Origin of the sequence: Paradesertivirga mongoliensis, from assembly GCF_024436395.1 — a bacterium.
Taxonomy (GTDB): domain Bacteria; phylum Bacteroidota; class Bacteroidia; order Sphingobacteriales; family Sphingobacteriaceae; genus Paradesertivirga; species Paradesertivirga mongoliensis.
The window spans coordinates 332018-352410 of sequence record NZ_JAFMZO010000004.1 but is presented as its reverse complement, the minus strand read 5'-3'; the positions used below and the strand labels follow the sequence as shown (position 1 = coordinate 352410).

Below are 20393 nucleotides of genomic sequence, written 5' to 3'. Positions count from 1 at the left end.
TTTGGTTTATAATGAAGCCTTTAGTCCAAAAACTACTGTTTTCGCAATGGGGAATGCGGAATAGTCAAATCCTGGAGTTAAGATGGAGTTGCGCGTGGACACTTCGGGATCCATACCTGAATAGTTGGTCCATGTAACCAGATTCTGTGCGGAAGCTGTCAACATGATCTCTTTAAGTCCTAATTTTTTCGAGTAATTCGCTGGTATGCTGTAAGCTAATTCCACAGTTTTCAACCTTAAATAGGAAGCATCTTCCAATTCCCTGGTCGAATAATACCCCTCCGGAACCCCTCCTACAACGGGTATAGTCGTACTCGGATTTGTAGGCGACCAACGATTCGCATAACTCGCATATTGGTTCAGCATGCTGTATGCTTTTGCTTCAAAAATGAGTTTGTTTGCGTTGTACACATCATTGCCATAAGACCATTGCAAGAACACATTCAGACTTAAGTTTTTATATGTAAAATTGTTAGAAAAGCCACCAGTATGGATAGGTAAGCCCCTGCCGATAATAGTTTGATCTGCCGCTGTGATGATTCCGTCGCTGTTCAGATCTTTATAGCGGATATATCCTGGTCTGATAACCTCTCTGGCCATACCGTTTGTCGGCACAGAATTCTTGAGGCTATAACCGCCATTTGGCAATTGATAAAAATCTTCATACTGATAAATCCCATCAAAGATGTACCCAACGAAATTACCTATTGAATGACCTATAGCGGCGCTATACAATACCGGGTCAGCATATCCGGACTGCCATCTGGGTGAGATACTATTTAACAAACGTTCCTCTCCATCAGCCAACTGTAAAATGGTATTTCGGTTAAAGCTGATATTGAAATTACTCCGCCAGGCAAAATCAAGCTTATTGATATTCACCGTATTCAAGGTAAACTCCAATCCCTCATTCTTTAATTTACCTACGTTTTTGTAGGCACGGGCATAACCTGTACTGGGCGACATATTGGCTAAGAGCAACAAATTGTCTGTTTTCTTTTGGTACACATCAACCACTAACTCAATTCTATTCTTCAATAAAGATAAATCGTATCCTAAATTGAGCTGCGCAGTAGTTTCCCATCTTAATTGGGGATTGCCAATCGTAGGGATCGCAGCTGGTGTTGGCACTTCATTCCCAAAAGAATAACCAGTAGAGTTTTCTACGGCGATTGGTGAAAGCGCAGAAAAATCTCCTACCCGGTTGTTGCCGGTCAGGCCGTAACTTACACGTAATTTGGCTTCTGTAATGGCTTCAATTCCCTTAAAAAAGGATTCTTCCTTCATTTTCCAGGCTAAAGCCCCCGATGGAAAGTAACCCCATTTGCTATTCGGAAATTTAGAGGACCCGTCTGCCCTGAATGTTGCTGTGAACAGGTATTTAGATCGATATCCATAATTCACTCTGCTGAAATAAGATTGCAAAGTATTGTATGTACCGGAAGAACCTATCGCTAGTGGAGTACCTTGTCCCAGTCCATCTATGCCTAGAGTTTCATTGGGTACTTTAATCGCTGTATATTCATTTCCCTTTCTGTTTTCCTGCTGGAAACCAACCCCACCCAATACTGTAAGCGAATGGTTTTTGTTCACCTTGCTATAGGTAAGAGTATTGTCGTTAGACCAGGTGGTGCGACTGCTAAAGTCCATTGAACCCCACTGTCCATTGTTGTTTCTAGGGCTTATGGGGCTTCCTTGGCTCGTACCGGAATTATAGAACGTACCCAATTGAATGGTATTAAGGTTAATGGCGCCGGTAGATTTGAAGACCAGGTTTTTAGTGATATCATAAGTAAAATACCCATTAGCAACCAGGTTATTGTTGTCTTTATTTCTGTAAAGATTCTTTGCAGACTCCACTGGGTTGAAGCGATAATCTGTAGTGCTGGTTACATCTTCATCAAAAAGTTCTTCTTCCAAGTTTACGTCGTTTACGTCGCCTGTTAAATATCTAAGGTTAACTGGTCTGTATCCCCATACTGAATAAAGAAGCGCACTCGACGCATAGCCATCTTGTATAGAAGAAGCAATTTGGCCATACGTCTGCGTATGTGTATAATTTGCACTAACGCCAGCCCTCAATTTGTTGCTGACGTTCTGATCTAAAGTTACACGTCCCTGCTGCTTCTTCAAACCCGTGTTCACTACCACAGAGCCGGTTTCAAACAGGGATCCCGAAATGGCGTACTTGGTATCTTTATTTCCACCCCGCAATGATAAATTGTGAATATTGGTTACGCCTTGCCTGAAAAACTGATCTTGCCAGTTGATCCCTTCCAGATTTTTATAGGAATCAAAGCTTACCCCGTCTGGGAGATACAGCGTAGTAGCAGTCAACGGATCACGCTCATATTCCAATTTAACAAACTCATAAGGACTCAACACCTCAACTCTTTTAGTCACATCCTGGAAACCGTAGGACCCTGAATAAGTCAAAATGGGTTTGCCCACTTTCCCCTTTTTTGTTTCCACAACGATAACACCGTTTGCACCTCTAGATCCGTAGATCGCGGTTCCGGAGGCATCTTTGAGCACGTTTATGGATTCTATATCGTCAGGGTTCAACATTGAAAGATCAAAGTTCTCTGTTGCAAATCCATCAATAACATACAAAGGAGACGCATCCTGTGTGATAGACCCCACTCCTCTGATACGTATATTTGTTCCTTCTTCTCCCGGCTGTCCCTGACTGGCAGAGACGTTTAGACCGGCCACACGCCCAGCCAGTGCTTGTTCTATAGAAGACACCGGGGCTTTAGCCATATCGCGAATATTTACCTGAGCAATAGAACCTGTTGCATCTTTTTTGTTTACAGTACCATAGCCGACAACAACAACATCTTGTAGTAAAGATGTTTGTTCTTTCAGCATTACATCAATAACCGTCTTACCTGCTACTGAAACTTCCTTGTCTTCAAACCCTAAATAAGAGAATATTAATTGGGAATTGCTGTCTGCTTCTATAGTATACCTGCCATCGTTGTCTGCCATAGTCGCGGTTCCTGTTCCCTTTATTCTTACGGATGCTCCTGGCAATGGCAGGTTCTGTTCGTCCATAATCTTACCAGAGATTTTAATCTTTTTTCTGAGCTGCTGTTGCTGCTGCTGAGCTGTACCGGATTTTCTTTGTACTATAACAGTATTGTTGGTTAGTTTATATCTTAAAGGCTGTCCTTCAAAGCATTTGTCCAAAACCTCTTCTATACTGGCATTTTTTATTGAGATATTTACGGGCTTAGCTTCTTTAAGCATTTCTCCGGTATAAATAAATTCATAACCGAACTTTTTATTTATTTTTCTAAATACTTCAGCTATGGATGTGTTTTTTTCTGACAAAGAAATCTTTTGCGCTTTTGCAGCGAAGGACACTTGCATACACAAAGTAATGATCACAATAAAAGTTAACTTCATAACCAACACGAGTTTTCGGATTAAGGCATAGGAATGCTTATTATCCAATACATGTTTTTTTTTATACATTTGATTTAGGATTATTTGGCTTATATAATTGAGTGTATGTGGCTATTAATTCTACTCCCAGAAGCGTGTCCGAAGCGCTTCTGGTTTTTAAACCACTCTTTGAATTTGTTGGTTCAGGTTTACGGCATTACAATTACCCTCCTCCCTTCTGTTTTGAAATGTACTACGCCGGTCAATTCCAGCTTTTTAAGTACTTCATTTATATCCTCCGACCTGGAAATGTTCATAATAAAGCTTTCCTTAGTAACCGTTCCCTCATAAACAACCTCTACATTATACCATCTCGAAATTTCCTCCATTACTGTACGGATAGACTCGTTAGAAAAAATAAACAATCCTCTTTTCCAACCAATTACTTCCCAGGCATCAACTTGTTTAACCGACAAGCCATTATCATCTCTTATCCCCTGCTCTCCTGGGTTAAGTACTATAGATTGTCTTGATTTTGGAGAATTTACCTTGACAGAACCCTCTAATAAAGTTGTTTTAACATACTGGTTGACTTTGTAAGCGTCTACATTAAAATGGGTACCTAATACTTCGATATACTGTCCATCTGTTATGACTTTAAAAGTTCTTTTTTCTTTGCTAACCTCAAAGTATGCCTCTCCATCTAACTCCACTTCCCTTTCTTCATCTGTGAAACTTATCGGAAATCTCAAAGATGAAGCAGCATTGAGCCAAACTTTCGTTCCGTCAGAAAGTGTCACAAAAGACTGCCTGCCCGTTGATGTGTTGATGATATTATAGCTCTTTGTCTCATTGCTGCCAGGTTCATTTACTATATTGTAGATTAACTGTCCGTCTTCTGACCTTTTTATCTTTACAGATCCCTGTGTAATCTCCTCTCCTGCGCTAATACTATCCAGATTCAAAACAGAACCATCTTGCAATGTCAAACTTGTTATGCCACCTTGCCTGTTTGCTATTTTTTCATCTTTTAAACTATCCGGATCCATAAAATTGTAAATAACGGATAGAGCTACAACCAACAAAGCCGCTATTGCCGCTATTCTCCTAACAATGTTATTAGGCCTGATATGCTTTACCTTACCGTCGTTACTAATAATGGCCTGCTCTATCTTAGACAACAGTTCATGCCGTCTTTCTCCCGTCAACGTCTGCTTTAGATCTTCCCTTACTTCAAGAGTCTCTTTATTTATATCGTAATACTCTTTAAGTATTTTTTTTGCCTTATTTAAAGATTGTTTGTTAAGCCAGTCTATAAATTCCTGATGTTCCTGCTCGGTGTATTTATTTTCCGCATATTTTTTTAAAAATTCATTTACATTCATGTTTTTCATAACCATAAGACGAACATGCGTCGTAAAAGCCCCCCTCTAATTTTATTTTTCTTTAAAATTCAACTTTTAAAAATGTCATTGCAATTAATTACTCCCAAGCAATACAAGCGTAATAAAACTTACGGCATTCGGCAGTTCCCCATTAAACCTAAGATGCCGTTTTATGAGATCGATACCGCTATAAAACTGCTTTTTTACAACCGATTTTGAAATAGATAAAGTCGCAGCAATTTCATCCAGGCTCATATCTTCCATCAACCTCATGATAACAATCTGCTTTCTTTTTTCAGGAAGAAGATTAATAGCGTCCTGTATGATCTGGTAGTACTGTCCATAAATCACCTTACTATCAGAACGTTCTAAACTATCCTCAGAATCCAGTTTTAGCAGAGATAAAATTTTAGTTTCTGTTTGATTTCTCCTGAGTTCATCTATCAACAAGTTTTTGGAAACTTTATAGACGTAGGACCTGAAAGACCTCACCTTCACCAAATTGCATCTCTTCTCCCATATCTTCAGGAATGTATTCTGAACAATGTCCTCGGTTTTCTCTTCCGATTTGGTAAACAGAAAGATGTATCTGTAAACTTCATCCAGATAAAGATCATATAATTTAGAATACATCGTATAACTGCCTTGTGAAACCGCTAATAGCAAATCTTCTTCGTTAATATGATGTACTATTGCTGAATGCCTCATAAAAAACTGGGATAAACGACGTTTTAAATAATTGGTTAAACTGGTTTTCAGGTTTTAGTACCTTAAAATATAAATTGTGTTCTACATTATATGAGTTTGTATTTCCGCAGCATTAACCAAAGAAAACCATACTACATAACATGGCAACGCTTCCACTAAAACTCTGCAAGTGTACGACCAGGAGTTCAAAATTGTTTTAGCGATATTTGCGTAAGCAATGTCTCCCGTAATAGCCACATAATTGCACTCCTATAAGCTATCTGACCGTGGGAAGACAGTGCGTTTGCCACTGCACTAGTTATATACCTTCAGCCCATTAAACATCCTCATAAACCTCCCCTGAACATAGTTTATATCTGTCTTGCCATTCAAGATGGCAGACCCGGATTTCCATGGCTGCCGTCTCGAATTGCAAATTTCTTTTTCCTGACCAAGTGTCATCATAACTGAACAGCATCCCCGCTCATAAATGGCTATAATTTAGTAGTCTATAATCTTAATAGACGGACAACTAAGCGAATCGCACCCCTTCCTATTGAAAAAAATCATTCGTTATAATTACCTTTGTACTAAAACGGGTTTGCTGGCAATAGCACCATTTTTTTCTACTATCAGCTGATACACTCCGTCACTTAATGCTCCCGGAAGCAAGATGCTATATGTTCCCGTTCCCGTAACATCTTTTCTTATATTTATCTTTCTTCCGTTTATATCACATAAGGTGAATCTTACTTCATTCATATTTGAAGAAAGCTCTTCTGATAAGCGAACATTTACTATACTGCCTTTTACCGGATTTGGATAAACCTCTATACTGTTCTGGTTAAATTTAACTTCATTTAAGGTTGTAGGCTCTTCTGCGGCTTTTGCCTGTATTTCTAAGTTTTCTACGTTTGCAGAATTCAATGGCTGAGCCCCCCCTATCTGTACCCGGTAGCGTAGGCCATTGGTATTTAGAGTAACGGTAGCGGTATTTAGTGCATAATCACCACTGCCTGCCACTGTTCCCCAACTGCTTCCATTATATTTTGAAATACCGAAAGGAGATGACGGGGTAAAACCACTGCCTTTCAGACTTGCAGGAAAGCCAACACGAATCGTATAATCTGCTGTTCCGGCTGTACGGACAACATGGTACGACGCATTTACAAACTGGCTCTTGTCTGCAACTACACCGCCATTTGGCAAACCATTAGCTGTAAGGCCCGTAAGTACGCTCATTGTATAGCTTGATACAGTTGCTGGATCTGTAACCTTTGGGGTAACGCGTATAGGCAGATAATTTCCACCGTTTCCTAAAGGAAAATCTGCCGCCAGAGCAGCTAATCCGGTTACATTAACTTTCGCAATGTTACCGCTAGTTGCTGACGACTTGGTGTTGATATAGGATGTGCTGCTTCCGCCTGACACACGTGAAACATTAAGCTCTGAAGTTTCCGGAATATTCAGCAATCCCTTCTGCATATCCAGTGTTCCTATCGTCAGCACCGGGTTCAGTGTAACTCCAGCGGTGGAATTGACTACCATTTTATTGAGAGTTGCATTTTTAAACGTATTGGCTGCAACGGTTCTTAGTGTCGATGTAGAAGGAGAGGCACTTACAAAACTGATAGTTCCATTAGTTGCATCAATTATGCCGGTACTGTTTAGCGTAATAGCGCCTGCAATATTCATTACGGCACCCAGCTTCAATTTAATGATATTCGCAGCTGCAACACCCAGTGCGTTAAAAGTAACATTTCCGCCCATGAAACCGATATTATCAGAACCATTGTTAAAATTTACTGTGAGTGATGACATGGTATTATCATGAGCTACAGAGATACAATTAACGGTATCTTCTGCTATCAGGTTGCCACTGATATTCAATATACCTGTAGAAGCTGGAGCGGTATACACAGATGATCCTCTTTGAAAAAACACATCATTTGCTACACTTAAAGCAATTCCGTTACTCACTTTCAGAAAGGTCCCTGCTATAACTGTTGGTGCTTGGGTATAGCCGGTACCTCCGCTACTAATGCTTACCTGTGTAATACCAACTTTTGCCGAAACAGCTGCTCCTGTACCATTTCCTATAACAGACATGGTTGGTATGGAAGTATAGTTCGATCCTGAATTGGTTATAGTAATACCTGTAATTTTACCACCACTCAATTCTGGTATAGCCGTTGCTCCGCTTCCGCCACCGCCGCTAAAAGTAACACTGGCAGAAGTATAGCCAGAACCCTGATTATTTATATCTGCACCTGTTACTTTTACTCTTGTGATAGTTGCAACAGCACTGGTAGAGCCTGTAGCTTGTCCACCGTTAACAAAAGATAGAGGAGGAATACTGCTTAAGCTACCTGGCTCTACAATGGTTAATGCTGATACGGCACCTGCATTGACCTGCGCTCTCAAAACAGCTCCATCCCCTTCTCCAACCATCAGATTCTTTAAATTTCTATTACCTGCTGCCAATGCACTTTGCCCATCTCTTACTAACAAATTAGTTGTTAATCCAAGGGCAGTTGTTGCTGGTACCCAATTTCCGTTTGTAAAAACTTCGAACTGTGATGGGGTACCCATACTGCTACTCAATCCTGTTGTCCGATAATCACCCGCAGCAGGAACATATTTAAATCCTGCATATTCATTAAACAAAAATGATCCGTAGCCTAATAATATCGCATCACCACTTTCTCCTCCATTGTCTTGCCTTATTTTCTCAACAACCATTGTGGTAAATTTAACCGGAGTTCCAGACATCCCCAGTCTGTTTACATAATGATTGTAAACCAATTCATAAAATGGAAGAAACTCTCCCCTAAATAAAGGAGAAATTACAGATCCATAATGATTTGTTGTATAGGGTACGCTATAACCTAAATTATATTCAGCGGTATATTCGGTTCCTAACAATAACCTGTTTGAATACAAACCATAAAGATCCGTATTTTGGTTATACCCTATTTCGCAAGCTTCCGCTAAGCCCCCTATGCCCATTTGGGTATGCTCCTGATCGCGACCGCTTTCATAACACTGGCCGGTAGTACCGGAAATGTAATTGTACAGTGTTCCAGAATAAGTATCATAATCAGTGTCATCTCCTGGCTTTGCCATCAAGAAATTGCGCCCCCTGGTGTAAATGGCAGAGTCATTTATAAAAACTCCTATTCCCATCATAGTTTTGGTAATGGCCGTACTCCAATTCCCCGCATGCCCTGGCTGGAAAAATTCAATTACCGGATAAAATTTATTCCTGAACATGCCTTCCGCTCGCTGTATATGTGTCGTGCTCCAGCCTGAGTTTGTATATCGCAGAATTTCCGCAGCATTAACAAAACCAAAACCATACCACGCCGCACATAACTTGGCAGCGTCTCCAGTAATACTCTGCAAGGTACCTGACCAGGAGTTCAATATTGTTTTAGAAATATGTGCATAGGTAGTGTCTCCTGTAATTACCCACAAAATTGCGCACCTATAAGCTCTCTGACTTTGGGAAGACATTGCCCTTGACGCAGCACTGGTTTCACCTCCGTAATTTCTCTCAACAATGGCATAAACAGGTTCCTGCACATAGTTTATATCGTTATAGGCAAGCAATTTAGCATATGTCGCTGCCCATGGCTGTCGTTCCGTATTTGCATCTTTCTTTATCCTGGCCAGGCCAGCAGCGCTGAACAGTATCCCCGGATGTACAAGTTGCGCTTGAGCATGTAAAACGCCCATCAATAAAAAAACAAAGGCCAGCAAAGGCACTTTTAGTTGCTTAGTAAATTTTAATCTCATAATGGTTATAATTTGGTTATAGTCTACTTAGATATAGACGTTTAGATATAGACGGATATTTGAAAAAATCGCACCCCTATATAGTACCACAAAAAATGTTGAAATCGTTGACGGTGTAATTGTCCGCTTATTACCCAACTTAGGAGCCTTTACGAAATCTATGAAAAAGGTAACATAACTCAGAAGCATACATTAATTGGGGGGTGTTCAAAGATAGTCTGCTATGGGGGATGGGGTTATTTAGAAAACCGCTTTTATAGATCCAAGTGGAATAGCTTTGGACCGAGAATTTGAAGATAGTGGGAAAAGTCTGTAGCGTTAAGCGCTGCGAAAGACAGAGTAAAAGAAGCTGGTATCAAAAACACTAATATCGTTTAAAGTTCCTCGTATAATATATCACACCGGTAAGATTATTATGACATACCTTTAGAAATCGTTTTAAATCTCGATCCCTTCTTATATTGTCAACCTATAAACGATCGAATGCCTAAGTTACTTCTCACAACCTCCTTAATCGTAATATGCCTTTTTAGTTTCGCGCAGGAATTACGGATTGAGAATTTATCAAGTGTGCTTCACGGATTTAAACATCCGCAGGATAGTGCCCGGACCAAGGTTTGGTGGTTCCATGGCGAAACGGAGACCACACGGGAGGGAATAACAGCAGACCTTGAAGCGTTCAAAAAGGCTGGAGTTGGAGGAGTTGTTTACTATGACCAAAGTCATGGGAAGGCAGAAAACGCACTTGATGGGTTTTCACCTGAGTGGTGGAAAATGTTGCGTTTTTCGGCCGAAGAAACAAAACGACTGGGCTTGACATTTGAAATCCATCTATCCAATGGCTACGTGTCAGGCGGGCCCTGGATAACGAACGAAACGAGTATGAAACGGCTTGTCGCTACTGAGACTTATGTCAAAGGTGGCAAGACATTCTCAGGGCAATTGACTAAACCTATCAACGGATATAACTTCTATAAGGACGTAGCTGTGCTCGCATTTCCGGCACAAGTTGGTGCAGGGGTAACATCCTCTTCCCAAAGGGTTATGATATCCTCCAACGTAAAGGAATTGGATGTTCACAAGATGTTCAACATCAATGAAAAAACACTAACCAAGATCTCTAAGCAGAATAGTTCGGTCTTCATTAACTTAGAATTTCCCGAGCAGTTTGAAGCAAGGAGTATAAGCTATGAGGTTCAGCCCAAAGGCAAGGCAACAACAAGCGCCACGAATGTACCTGGGCCACCATCAGAGGTATTTGTTGGTACCGGATATCGTGTACTGCCAGACCTTGGCCAACTAGAAGCATCTAACGACGGAATCCACTACAATAAAGTTTGCGACCTGAAACCGATCTACCGCGCTCATGAGCGCTGGCGCCAGAAAACAATATCTTTTAAGCCGATAAAAGCGAAATACTTTCGTCTGAATTTACACAATTGGTGGGAGAACTCCGAGGCTAACCAAACCCTCATGATCGGAGCAGTAAACCTGCAATCTTCAGCCAAGCTGGATCAATGGGAGGAAAAGGCAGGGCTTTTTACAGAATACATAGAAGCCGACAAGACTCCAGCTTTTGCAAAAGCAGAAGCCATAGATTCGAAAAAGGTGCTTAATATCAGCGATAAGATGGACGCCGAAGGCAGGTTAAACTGGAATGTTCCGCCGGGGAACTGGGTGGTAATGAGATTCGCTTATGTACCGACTGGTGTAATGACAAAGCACGGTCGAAAAAATCTGATTGGATTTGAATCTGATAAACTATCCGTTAAAGCTGCCGAAATCCATTGGAAGAATTATGTGGGAAGGATAGCAGATTCGCTTCGAGCTTCCAACAGCGGGATCCTTTCGGGGGTGGCTATGGACAGTCATGAGGCAGGCTCGCAAAACTGGACCGACAATTTTATCGACGAATTTAAGTCTCGAAGAGGCTACGACCCGACTCCATATCTTCCTGCCATGCTCGGGTATGTTGTAGACGGAGTGAAGGAAAGCGATGGGTTCCTGTTTGACGTTCGCCGAAATATTGCTGATATGATAGCTGACAACTATTACGGAACATTTGAACGTCTGTCCCAAACACAGGGTTTAACATTCACTGCTCAGGCAATTGGAAACGCGCTGTGTATTGTTGGCGACCCTATTCTGGCAAAAAGTAAAGTAAGCAAGCCCCAGGGGGAGTTTTGGGCGATCCATCCGGAGGGCAATTACGATATCAAAGAGAGCTCGTCGGCGGCGCATTTGTATGGTAAGAAGATTGCTTCCGCGGAAGCATACACGGATGCAAAGTATAGTGCGTCTTTAGCTGAACTGAAGTCGCTGGCCGACTACGCCTACGCCTTCGGCATCAATGAATTTGTAGTATGCGCCTCAGCCTATCAGCCTTGGCTCGACAAATTACCGGGCAGTACCGGAGGGGGAAGGCACTATGCCATCAATCGAAATAATACCTGGTGGAAATACAGTCGCCCTTTTTGGGACTACCAGGCAAGAAACGCTTTTATCATGCGTGCAGGTAAATCCTCTTCAGACCTCTGCGTTTATCTCGGTGAGAATGCACCCGTTAAAATTCTTACTTACAGGCTGCCAGATATTCCAGGCGGGTTTGATTTTGATGCTTTTACAACGGACGCCTTACTTACCCGGATGAACGGTAACAAGGGCAAAATTACGTTACCAGATGGAATAAATTATAAAATGATGGTTCTCCCCCGTAACGGGGACATTACGCTTGATGCCCTACGAAAGATAGCTTCGATTATTGAGCAGGGGGGAAATGTTTACGGACCGAAGCCGCATACCTCCGGAACGGCCCGGGATATAGGGAAAGAACAGGAATACAAAACCATTGCAGATAAACTCTGGGGTGAAACTCCTGAAAAATCAGGTTCCAAAGACGTTGGCCAGGGAAGCGTTTATTGGGGGATGTCCCTCAATGAGGCGCTAGAAACGGCAGGTATAAAGCCCGACGTTGAAATGCAGGTTGGGGATACGAAATCCTCTAAGATTTACTTCGCACATAAGAAGCTGGCTGATGCTGATATTTACTTCCTCAATAATCATAAAGATGTAGCGGAGCGCAATCTTTTTACCTTCAATTCCCCGGGAAAGCAAGTGCAATTATGGAACGCAGTAAGTGGTGAACGTTTTTCAATTCCTATCACGAAGTCAGACGCGCAAAGCGTTTCTATCCAACTGAATATGGCTGCCCGCGAATCCTATTTTATAGTAGTAACTGACAAACAGGACAAGCTTCCTGTGTTAGCGAGTGAAAATAAAGCATCTAAAAGCGAGGTAATTAACGGTGAGTGGAAGGTGCGCTTTGATGAAAAGGCTGGCGGACCAGAAGAGGTGACTTTTAAAAAATTAGAAGACTGGACAAAGAATACCGATCCAAGGATCAAATACTATTCTGGAACAGCAATATATGATAAGACCATTTGGATAAACCATCCGGATGATGAGATAAAGATTGACCTAAGTAATCCTGGTTCTGTTGCACAGGTATTTGTGAATGGAAAAGATGCTGGAATTGTATGGTGTTCTCCATGGCAACTTGATATTACCCCCTACATAAGGAAAGGAGCAAATACTTTGGAGATTCGTGTTGCAAACAGCTTGATGAACAGGATGATCTATGATGCACAACTGCCGGAAGAAAAGCGAATCACATATGCCTATCCAATGATTGCTTCTCCATCAGAGCCTTTGCAGGCTTCTGGTCTGCGAGAAGTGCGATTATTGAGCCGGAGTAAATAACCATTAGAGGTATTGCGCTATTCGGCCTCAAATTGCTAACTAATTCATTTTTTATTGTTCCCCCACAACCGCTTAAACAACTAGCAGTTAAAATTTGCAAAGCGGGGAAGCTGAGGGAAAATAAACAACACTTAGTTAATCCGAAATCTCCATTTTTGAAGATAATGCAAAAAGAAACCCCTTCTAACATAAGCTAAAAGGGGTTGTTAATAAAACTTCGGTGGTACCTAAGGCTTACCAAGTTCCCCGGTACACAAGGCCGTACTAATCGAACCAGTTTCCGTAAAGAAAGTAAAATGATATTTACCCTACTTTTCTAAATGCTGGCTTCGGAATCTCCAGATGTCCTCTTAAGGTATCCCCCCCATACTCGGTCTTAAAAACACCACGCTCCTGTAAGATCGGAACCACCAGGTCGATAAAATCCCTCAATCCGTGCGGGTGGTCCTGCCTGACCATCAGCATATCCATCGCACCGGATTCATACCATAAAGCTACCTGAGCGGCCACCCGCTCTGCCGAACCAAAGAAGAGGGGTACCGGTATGCTGTTAGTTGGCTTAAATTCTAGCAGTTGCTTATATTTAGCCACCGCTTCTTCATCGGTATTGCCTACAATAGGGTTTTGGCTGGTGATCACTACAAAGTCTTCCGGGCGACGTCCTTTCTCGGCTAACCTTGCCCTGATGCCATTGGCTACTTGCATGGTATCTTCCATCGTTTCCCCATGTATAAACGCCCCGTCTGTATAGCTTGAGGCATGATCTATAAAGGTAGCCGAACTGCCGGCGGTATAGAGTACCGGCCTGCCCTGCACCGAACGGCTCAGGTTTAACGGTCCCGCGACTGAAAAATATTTTCCCCGGTAATTCAGCGTATGCATTTTGTTGGGGTTCAGGTACACTCCCCGTTCCTTATTCCGAATGAAAGCATCATCTTCGTAAGTGTCCCAAAGGCCGATCAGGATCTCCATAAATTCCTTGTTCATCGGGTATTGATCGGCCCTGGTTAAATGACCTCGACTGAAATTGACCATACCGCCGGGATTGGAGGTTACTGCGTTAACAGAGGCACGACCTTTACTAATCTTATCGAGGGACAAAACCTGCCTGGCCACGTTGTAAGGATCAGTATAGGAAGTAGCAATGGTGGCTGACAACCCAATCTTTTTGGTTTTCATGCTGATGGCCGACATAATGGTCATGCCCTCGAACATGCTTAGGTAATGTGGGATATTGCCCGCACCAACATGGCTGACATCGACCAGGAAAAGCGTGTCGAATTTTGCAGCCTCGGCAAGTTGTGCCTGCTGAATATAGAAGTCTATATTCTCGCTGGCGTCCGACGGCATGTCTGGATGCTGCCAGCCCACAAAGTTCCAGCCGGTGCCATCAATATTTGCAGCCAGCTTTAATTTTTTTCTTTCGCTCATTTTGAAACCCTTTGATGAGCACGAGAAGTTTCTGTATTGATATCATTCACAACTTCTGAAAAAAGCTGAACCGACTTTACCCGGTCTTCCAGGCTATACGTCGCAGTTACCACGATGAGTTCATCTACTTTCGTCTCGTTTAAAAATGCCTGGACTTGCTCTTTTACGGTTTGCTTGCTGCCTATAAAGGAGTATTTCAGCATTTGATGCACTGCGGGGTGCTGCAGCATACCTCTCAATTCATCAGTCATGACAGTTGGCGGATGCAGTGCGGTCGGAGTTCCGGTCAATACGCCAACGAACATCCTGATCAGCGTAGTAAATAAACGCTCGGCTTGTTCATCTGTATCTGCAACAAATACATTAATACCGGCTATAGTGTAAGGGCTTTCCAAAACTGAAGATGGCTGGAATTCTTCGCGATAAATGTGCAGAGCTTCAAGTAAATGCGTAGAGGCAAAGTGGCTTGCAAATGCATAAGGCAAGCCTTTCTTTGCTGCCAAGTGAGCGCTGTCGGTGCTTGATCCTAATATATATAGCGGTACATCAGTCCCTTCGGCGATAGCTGCCCTCACTTTTGAACCACTATTACCGCGAGAAAAGTAATTTTGAATTTTCTCAATTTCTTTAGGGAAAGAATGAGCAGCCTGCATGAAATCTGACCGGATAGCCTGGGCAGTTGCTGTGTCTGTACCCGGTGCCCTGCCCAGACCCAGATCGATGCGGCCGGGATACAAATGAGCCAGTGTACCAAACTGCTCCGCAATCACTAAGGGCGAATGGTTAGGAAGCATGATGCCGCCCGAACCCACTCTGATGTTTTCAGTGTTTTCGGCCACGTAGCCTATCAGTAGTGACGGCGCATTACTGCCGACATGTTCCGAATTGTGATGTTCGGCAAACCAGATCCTCTTATAACCCAGCGCTTCTGCTTCTTTGGCCAAAGCCAGGGAATTGTTCAGCGTTTGTTTGATGGTACTGCCTTCGGGCACAAGTGCCAGTTCTAAAATGGAGTAAGCAATATCTTGTGTTTTCATCATTTTAACTGTTTGTCGTAACAAGGCTTACCTCGATGTTATTTCTGGTGGCATTGGAATAAGGACAGACCTGATGTGCACGTTCCGTAAGTCGTTGTGCTTCTTCAATAGAAACACCTTGAATATTTACTGCAAGTTCTACTGCCAGTCCAAAAGCACCGCCTTCGAGAGGGCCAATTGACACTTTTGCAGTAACGGAAGTTTCGCCAGTCTTTGCTTTTTCTAAGCGGATGGTATGGTTTAGCGCACTATCAAAACAAGCAGCGTAACCGGCTGCAAATAATTGCTCTGGATTTGTGTAGTCGTCATTAGCACCGCCCATGGCTTTGGGTGCTCTTACCTGTATATCCAAAACGCCATTATCACTTTTTACCTGACCATCTCTACCTCCGGTAGCGGTGGCAACTGCTGTGTATAGAACTTTCATTGTTATTGTTGTTAAATTATTATTCTATTTTTTACCTATCTGCAATTCACGGTTTCCAGCTAAGATCTCTTCATAGGCAGGCCAGCTACCTTTACTCCTCAGTCTATCCATGATCCGATCCCGGATCGCCGGAGCGGTTCCTTTTTCAGCGTTAGCAAGTGCCTGTATTAATTCTGCTTCATTCAGTTCCGTGCAATACGCGGGTGTCCCGGGCTGCTGTCTCCAGGATTCGGCCAGACTTCCGGCGTCAACTGTATCAAAACCCGTAAGATCAACCAATTGAGCGACTACTTTTTTATGTTCCTGGTTATCCCCAGCTATAGAGATTGCTATTCGATCGTCTGCACCGGCTGCTTTGCCTTTATGTTTCAAGGTATATTCTAAAATGTTATTAAACACCTTAACAAGCGGACGATTTAGTATTCCGGAAATATATTCGCTTTCGGACATCTGCTCTAATTCAGCTATCTCACCATCCCTGAAAGGATAGTAGTTCGAAGTATCCATAACCACCACTTCCTGCGGTACTTCTTTCAATAAGTCCTTCGGGAGGTCTTTGTACGCATTAAAGGGCATAGAAAAAATAATGGCATCTACGTCTTTTACCACATCCTGTATGGTTGCAGCAGTTGCACCCAAGCTGGCAGCAATTTTTTCTAATTCAGGCATTGCCCTGGTGTTGGTTACTTTTATATAATGCCCGGCTTGAGATAATTTCTCTGCCAAAATGCTCCCTATGGAACCTGTTCCAACTATTCCTATTTTCATATCTTTCTATTTTTAGTTTCTATTTTAAACCCGTGAGTCAATTCCCTACTGGTCCGGAACACCGATGCTCCCCATATTTTATGGATGAAAAGTGACATTGTGCGAGAGTGGATCACGCCCTAATCTAAACGAATTGCCTGGCGCATCTGGGTCGGCATAGCCGAATGAAATCCCGAACAACATTTTAAGTTCGCCAGGTACATTCAATATTTCCCTTATGGTTCCAGCGAAAAAACCTAATGCTGTTTGCGGGATACCGGCAAGGCCATGGGCCGTGAGTGATAAGAGAAATGTCTGACCGTACATTCCTATATCGCCCCCCACCCGCACATTATCGCCAAATGATGGCATAAATGGTATAGCAAGATGTGGGGCATTGAAGAATTTATAATTCAGATCAGAAACCTCTTTTCGGCCTTCTCTATCATCACGTTTAATCCCAAATCCTTCATAATGAGTCTTAGCCAGGTTAAAGTAACGTTCTTGGTAACGACCGTGATATTCATCCGTATCAAAGCTAAAATCCGGCGATAACCTTCCTGCCTTGTTTGCTCTTACGAGAGCCTCCGAAAGTTCTTTGAGTTTGTCTCCTGAAACGATATGCGTTTCCCATGGTTGCGTATTGCAATTCGATGGTGCCATTTGCGCGTCTTCCAAAACGGAGGTAATCATGTCACCGGGCACTGGTGTTCGTAAAAAGCCCCGGCATGATTTTCTTAAATGCAGTACTTCTTTAAATGTATAGGTGCCCGTTTGTATTCTTTCTGATGTTGCTGTTTCCATGATGAAATGTTTTATAAATCGAATATGCAAACTTCCACAAAATATGCTTTACTTTGTATAGTCCTTTCCTAAAGGAAAGCGATTTATTATTTTCAAAAGACTATTATGGCGGTAAAAAGAGGTTATAACGATTGCATAAGTACCATCAATCCGGTGCGGGATTTTTTAGATGTAATGAGCGGTAAGTGGAAACTTCCAATAATTGTGTCTATCGGTGTGGGCAATGATAGATTTGTTGATATCCAGGAAAGTATACCAGGCATTACTCCAAAGGTTTTGGCTAAAGAGTTAAAAGAGCTGGAACTGCACCAACTTATTAAAAGAACCGTGGTAGGGGATTATCCGGTAAGAATCACATACACTCGCGAGCCTTATGCGGATACGTTAACACCGATTATTTATGCAATGAAAGACTGGGGTATTAGTCATCGTAAAAGGGTACTGGGCACTTAATTAGAATAATTTATAAATCCCTGGATAATTATAAGGCCCAATTATGTCTATAATTCTCTCAATTTCTCTGCTCTAATATGCGAACGTTAAATTAAAGGCTACGTTATATTCTTCGACAGTTGGGGTTCAAACTCCTCACCAAGGTAATAAGTTATCCATACAGATTATTCAAAAGATTATCTTAAAGTAACGATCTGACGTCTACTTAGCTGTTTGTTTCTTCTTCGTTGCCCTTCATTTTACGATAGCAATACGACTGGTGCACGTCGAAAAGGCGAATGCATTAGGATTCTAATCGGAAAGAGAGGGTTGAACTGATTTTGATTCGAAAACGGGTTGAAGCGGAGCCGTACTAAAATTATTCACACAAACATGCTAAAGGATAAAAACAAGAATCACTCGGAGGTACCGAATTACTTGCGAATGATTTAGACCCTAACCGGAGGTAGAATCGAAAAATCCTAAATTTAGGATTATAGCAAGTTTTTTACAGAAAAAACCCCTCTTTACTTACGTAAAGAAGGGTTGTACCCAGCGCCGGAGTCGAACCGGCACGGTTTCCCACAGGTGTTTGAGACCAGCGCGTCTACCAATTCCGCCAGCTGGGCATTTGCTTATTAGCGGGATGCGAATTTATTCAAACTCTCGCGAATTCGCAATAAATATTTTTGTCTATAATAGATGTCCTTGATTTTCAGCAGAAGAGTTTCTTTTTCAGCTCCCGATTGCTGATCAAACAGACTGGTATAATTTAATAATTCAGTGTTTAAAGCCGATTCAATCTCCGAAATCTGCTTTTCAGTATTTTCTATTACCGCAGGATCGGCTTCGAACTCAAGTTCCATCAACGCTTCGTTGATCTCCATCATTTCCATCAAAAAATTCTGCGCAAGCTGATACTTCTCCCCTTCAATTGCATGACCGTGTAATTGAAGGATATACTCAAGACGTTTGCCTGGGTTGGACAATACCTGATAAGCCTTATTATTTACCGTCGAGAGCTCCAGGATCTCCTGTTGCTTCTCCTCTGAGTGATTGATATAAAAATCGGGATGATACGTTTTACTTAACTCGTAAAACTTTCGCTTTACAAGGCCTTCATCCACATGAAAAGCTTCCGGAATATCGTAAAACTCGAAATAGTTCATCAATTCACTATTATCTTCAGCAAATCGTTTCCGAGGGTGAACACCATCAGGGCAACTAAGATCACAAAGCCGACAATTTGCGCACGCTCCATAAACTTATCGCCAAGAGGCTTTCCTTTGATCATCTCAACAACAAGAAATACAGCATGCCCTCCGTCCAGAGCCGGGATAGGGAGTAAATTCATCAGGGCCAGAGCCATAGAAAGGATCCCCACTAAACTCCAGAACCAGGTCCAGTCTACCGTAGCGCCGAACATCTGGGCAATACCAATTGGGCTGGTAAAGGCTTTATTGGCTTTCACCTGACCGGTAACTACCTTCCCAATGCCCTGGGCGTTAGCCATAAAAGATCCCCATGCCTTGGAAGCTCCAATGGGCAAGGAAGAAATAAACGAGTACTTCTGAGTTTCGGTAGGGAACTTTGGCGGAATGGCCACTCCTATCGTTCCTTCGCCAGTAACCTGCGATTTTAATGTAACAGGTTGTTCGCCTCTGATCACAGTCAGGTTAATAGCCTTGTTTTTGTTGGCCTGTACAAGCGACTGGAACTGGTCGAAGAACTGCACAGGCCTATTATTAATGGCTATAATACTATCTCCAGCCTTCAGTCCTGCCTTTGCAGCGTTACTGCCGGCGGATACTTCCATAACCTTGTACAGAGGGCGTCTTGGGGTTATAAACTCGCCGGCACCATAATCCGAGATAAGCTCTAATACACTTGTGGGTACATTGATGTTTTGGGTCTGGCCCTGGCGGTCGATGGTTAAATCGCTTCCCAGTAAAACCTTCGAGCTCAGGATTTCCTCAAAACGCTGTACCGGTTTTCCATTTATTGCCAGAATCTTATCGCCCGGCTGTATTCCGATCTCCTGCCCTACCTTACCAGGAACTACACCATGTACCAGTTTATCATTGGCAATAAAGGTCTCGCCGTTCTTAAAAATCAGGATCCAAAAAATAAGGACGCCTAAGATCAGGTTCACCGTTATACCTCCAAGCATCACAATTAAGCGCTGCCATGCCGGTTTAGAGCGAAACTCCCATGGTTGCGGAGGCAAGGCTAATTGCTCGGTATCCATCGATTCGTCGATCATACCTGCAATTTTAACGTAACCACCCAAGGGCAGCCATCCAATTCCGTATTCGCAGCCTTTGTAATTAAAGCTGAAGAGCTTTACGCCCCAGGCATCGAAAAAAAGATAGAATTTCTCCACTTTAATTCCGAAAGCACGAGCGGCCCAGAAGTGTCCAAGCTCATGTAAAATAATTAATATAGATAATGCCAGCAAAAGCTGACCTGCCATAACGAGTCCGTCCATTCGTACTT

Annotated in this window: 13 protein-coding genes and 1 tRNA gene; 2 read left to right on the top strand and 12 right to left on the bottom strand. The window is 42.5% G+C overall.

The annotated features are described in order from the left end of the window. Positions 1 to 6: 6 nt before the first annotated feature. From J3P43_RS17095 to J3P43_RS17080, 4 genes are all read right to left on the bottom strand, one after another. Positions 7 to 3480: a TonB-dependent receptor gene (locus tag J3P43_RS17095; protein ID WP_255904724.1), complete on the bottom strand. Its 3474-nt coding sequence runs from the start codon at positions 3478 to 3480 to the stop codon at positions 7 to 9. Positions 3481 to 3599: 119 nt separating this feature from the next. After that, the gene (locus J3P43_RS17090) at positions 3600 to 4784 is read right to left on the bottom strand and encodes a FecR family protein (protein WP_255904722.1); all 1185 of its coding nucleotides are present in this window, start codon (positions 4782 to 4784) and stop codon (positions 3600 to 3602) included. Positions 4785 to 4868: 84 nt separating this feature from the next. Next, positions 4869 to 5483 carry an RNA polymerase sigma factor gene (locus tag J3P43_RS17085; protein ID WP_255904720.1) on the bottom strand — a complete coding sequence of 205 codons (615 nt, stop codon included), beginning with the start codon at positions 5481 to 5483 and terminating at the stop codon, positions 4869 to 4871. Positions 5484 to 6041: 558 nt separating this feature from the next. Next, a complete protein-coding gene (locus tag J3P43_RS17080; protein WP_255904718.1) occupies positions 6042 to 9260 on the bottom strand; it encodes a T9SS type A sorting domain-containing protein in 3219 nt (1072 codons plus the stop codon). 483 nt (positions 9261 to 9743) lie between these two features. Here J3P43_RS17080 and J3P43_RS17075 point away from each other — a divergent pair, with 483 nt between their 5' ends. Then, entirely contained in the window at positions 9744 to 13019 is a 3276-nt protein-coding gene (locus J3P43_RS17075) for a glycosyl hydrolase (RefSeq protein ID WP_255904716.1), read from the top strand. Between the two features lie 303 nt (positions 13020 to 13322). On the opposite strand, the gene J3P43_RS17070 is transcribed toward J3P43_RS17075, so the two are convergent. From J3P43_RS17070 to J3P43_RS17050, 5 genes are all read right to left on the bottom strand, one after another. Further along, positions 13323 to 14450, bottom strand: coding sequence for an NtaA/DmoA family FMN-dependent monooxygenase (locus tag J3P43_RS17070; RefSeq protein WP_255904714.1), 1128 nt, complete (start codon positions 14448 to 14450; stop codon positions 13323 to 13325). Next, positions 14447 to 15490: an LLM class flavin-dependent oxidoreductase gene (locus tag J3P43_RS17065; protein WP_255904712.1), complete on the bottom strand. Its 1044-nt coding sequence runs from the start codon at positions 15488 to 15490 to the stop codon at positions 14447 to 14449. Before J3P43_RS17065 ends, J3P43_RS17070 begins: the two co-directional genes overlap by 4 nt. A gap of 1 nt (position 15491) precedes the next feature. Beyond that, positions 15492 to 15914 carry an organic hydroperoxide resistance protein gene (locus J3P43_RS17060; protein WP_255904710.1) on the bottom strand — a complete coding sequence of 141 codons (423 nt, stop codon included), beginning with the start codon at positions 15912 to 15914 and terminating at the stop codon, positions 15492 to 15494. Positions 15915 to 15938: 24 nt separating this feature from the next. After that, positions 15939 to 16682: an NADPH-dependent F420 reductase gene (locus tag J3P43_RS17055; RefSeq protein WP_255904708.1), complete on the bottom strand. Its 744-nt coding sequence runs from the start codon at positions 16680 to 16682 to the stop codon at positions 15939 to 15941. 78 nt (positions 16683 to 16760) lie between these two features. Beyond that, positions 16761 to 17465, bottom strand: a complete 705-nt coding sequence (locus tag J3P43_RS17050) for a nitroreductase (RefSeq protein WP_255904706.1) — start codon at positions 17463 to 17465, stop codon at positions 16761 to 16763. A 105-nt stretch (positions 17466 to 17570) separates the two neighbouring features. On the opposite strand from J3P43_RS17050, the gene J3P43_RS17045 reads away from it, so the two are divergent. After that, on the top strand, positions 17571 to 17918 hold the full coding sequence (locus J3P43_RS17045; RefSeq protein WP_255904704.1) for a winged helix-turn-helix transcriptional regulator: 348 nt from the start codon (positions 17571 to 17573) through the stop codon (positions 17916 to 17918). Positions 17919 to 18446: 528 nt separating this feature from the next. On the opposite strand, the gene J3P43_RS17040 is transcribed toward J3P43_RS17045, so the two are convergent. The 3 genes from J3P43_RS17040 to rseP all read right to left on the bottom strand — a co-directional run bounded on the left by J3P43_RS17040 (position 18447) and on the right by rseP (position 20385). After that, positions 18447 to 18526 (bottom strand) — tRNA-Leu (locus J3P43_RS17040). Between the two features lie 9 nt (positions 18527 to 18535). Beyond that, positions 18536 to 19066 (bottom strand): Fe-S protein assembly co-chaperone HscB, encoded by a 531-nt coding sequence (hscB, locus tag J3P43_RS17035; RefSeq protein ID WP_255904702.1) that lies wholly within the window; start codon positions 19064 to 19066, stop codon positions 18536 to 18538. Next, positions 19066 to 20385, bottom strand: coding sequence for an RIP metalloprotease RseP (gene rseP / locus J3P43_RS17030; protein WP_255904700.1), 1320 nt, complete (start codon positions 20383 to 20385; stop codon positions 19066 to 19068). The genes hscB and rseP overlap by 1 nt, the downstream gene beginning before the upstream one ends. Positions 20386 to 20393 lie beyond the last annotated feature (8 nt).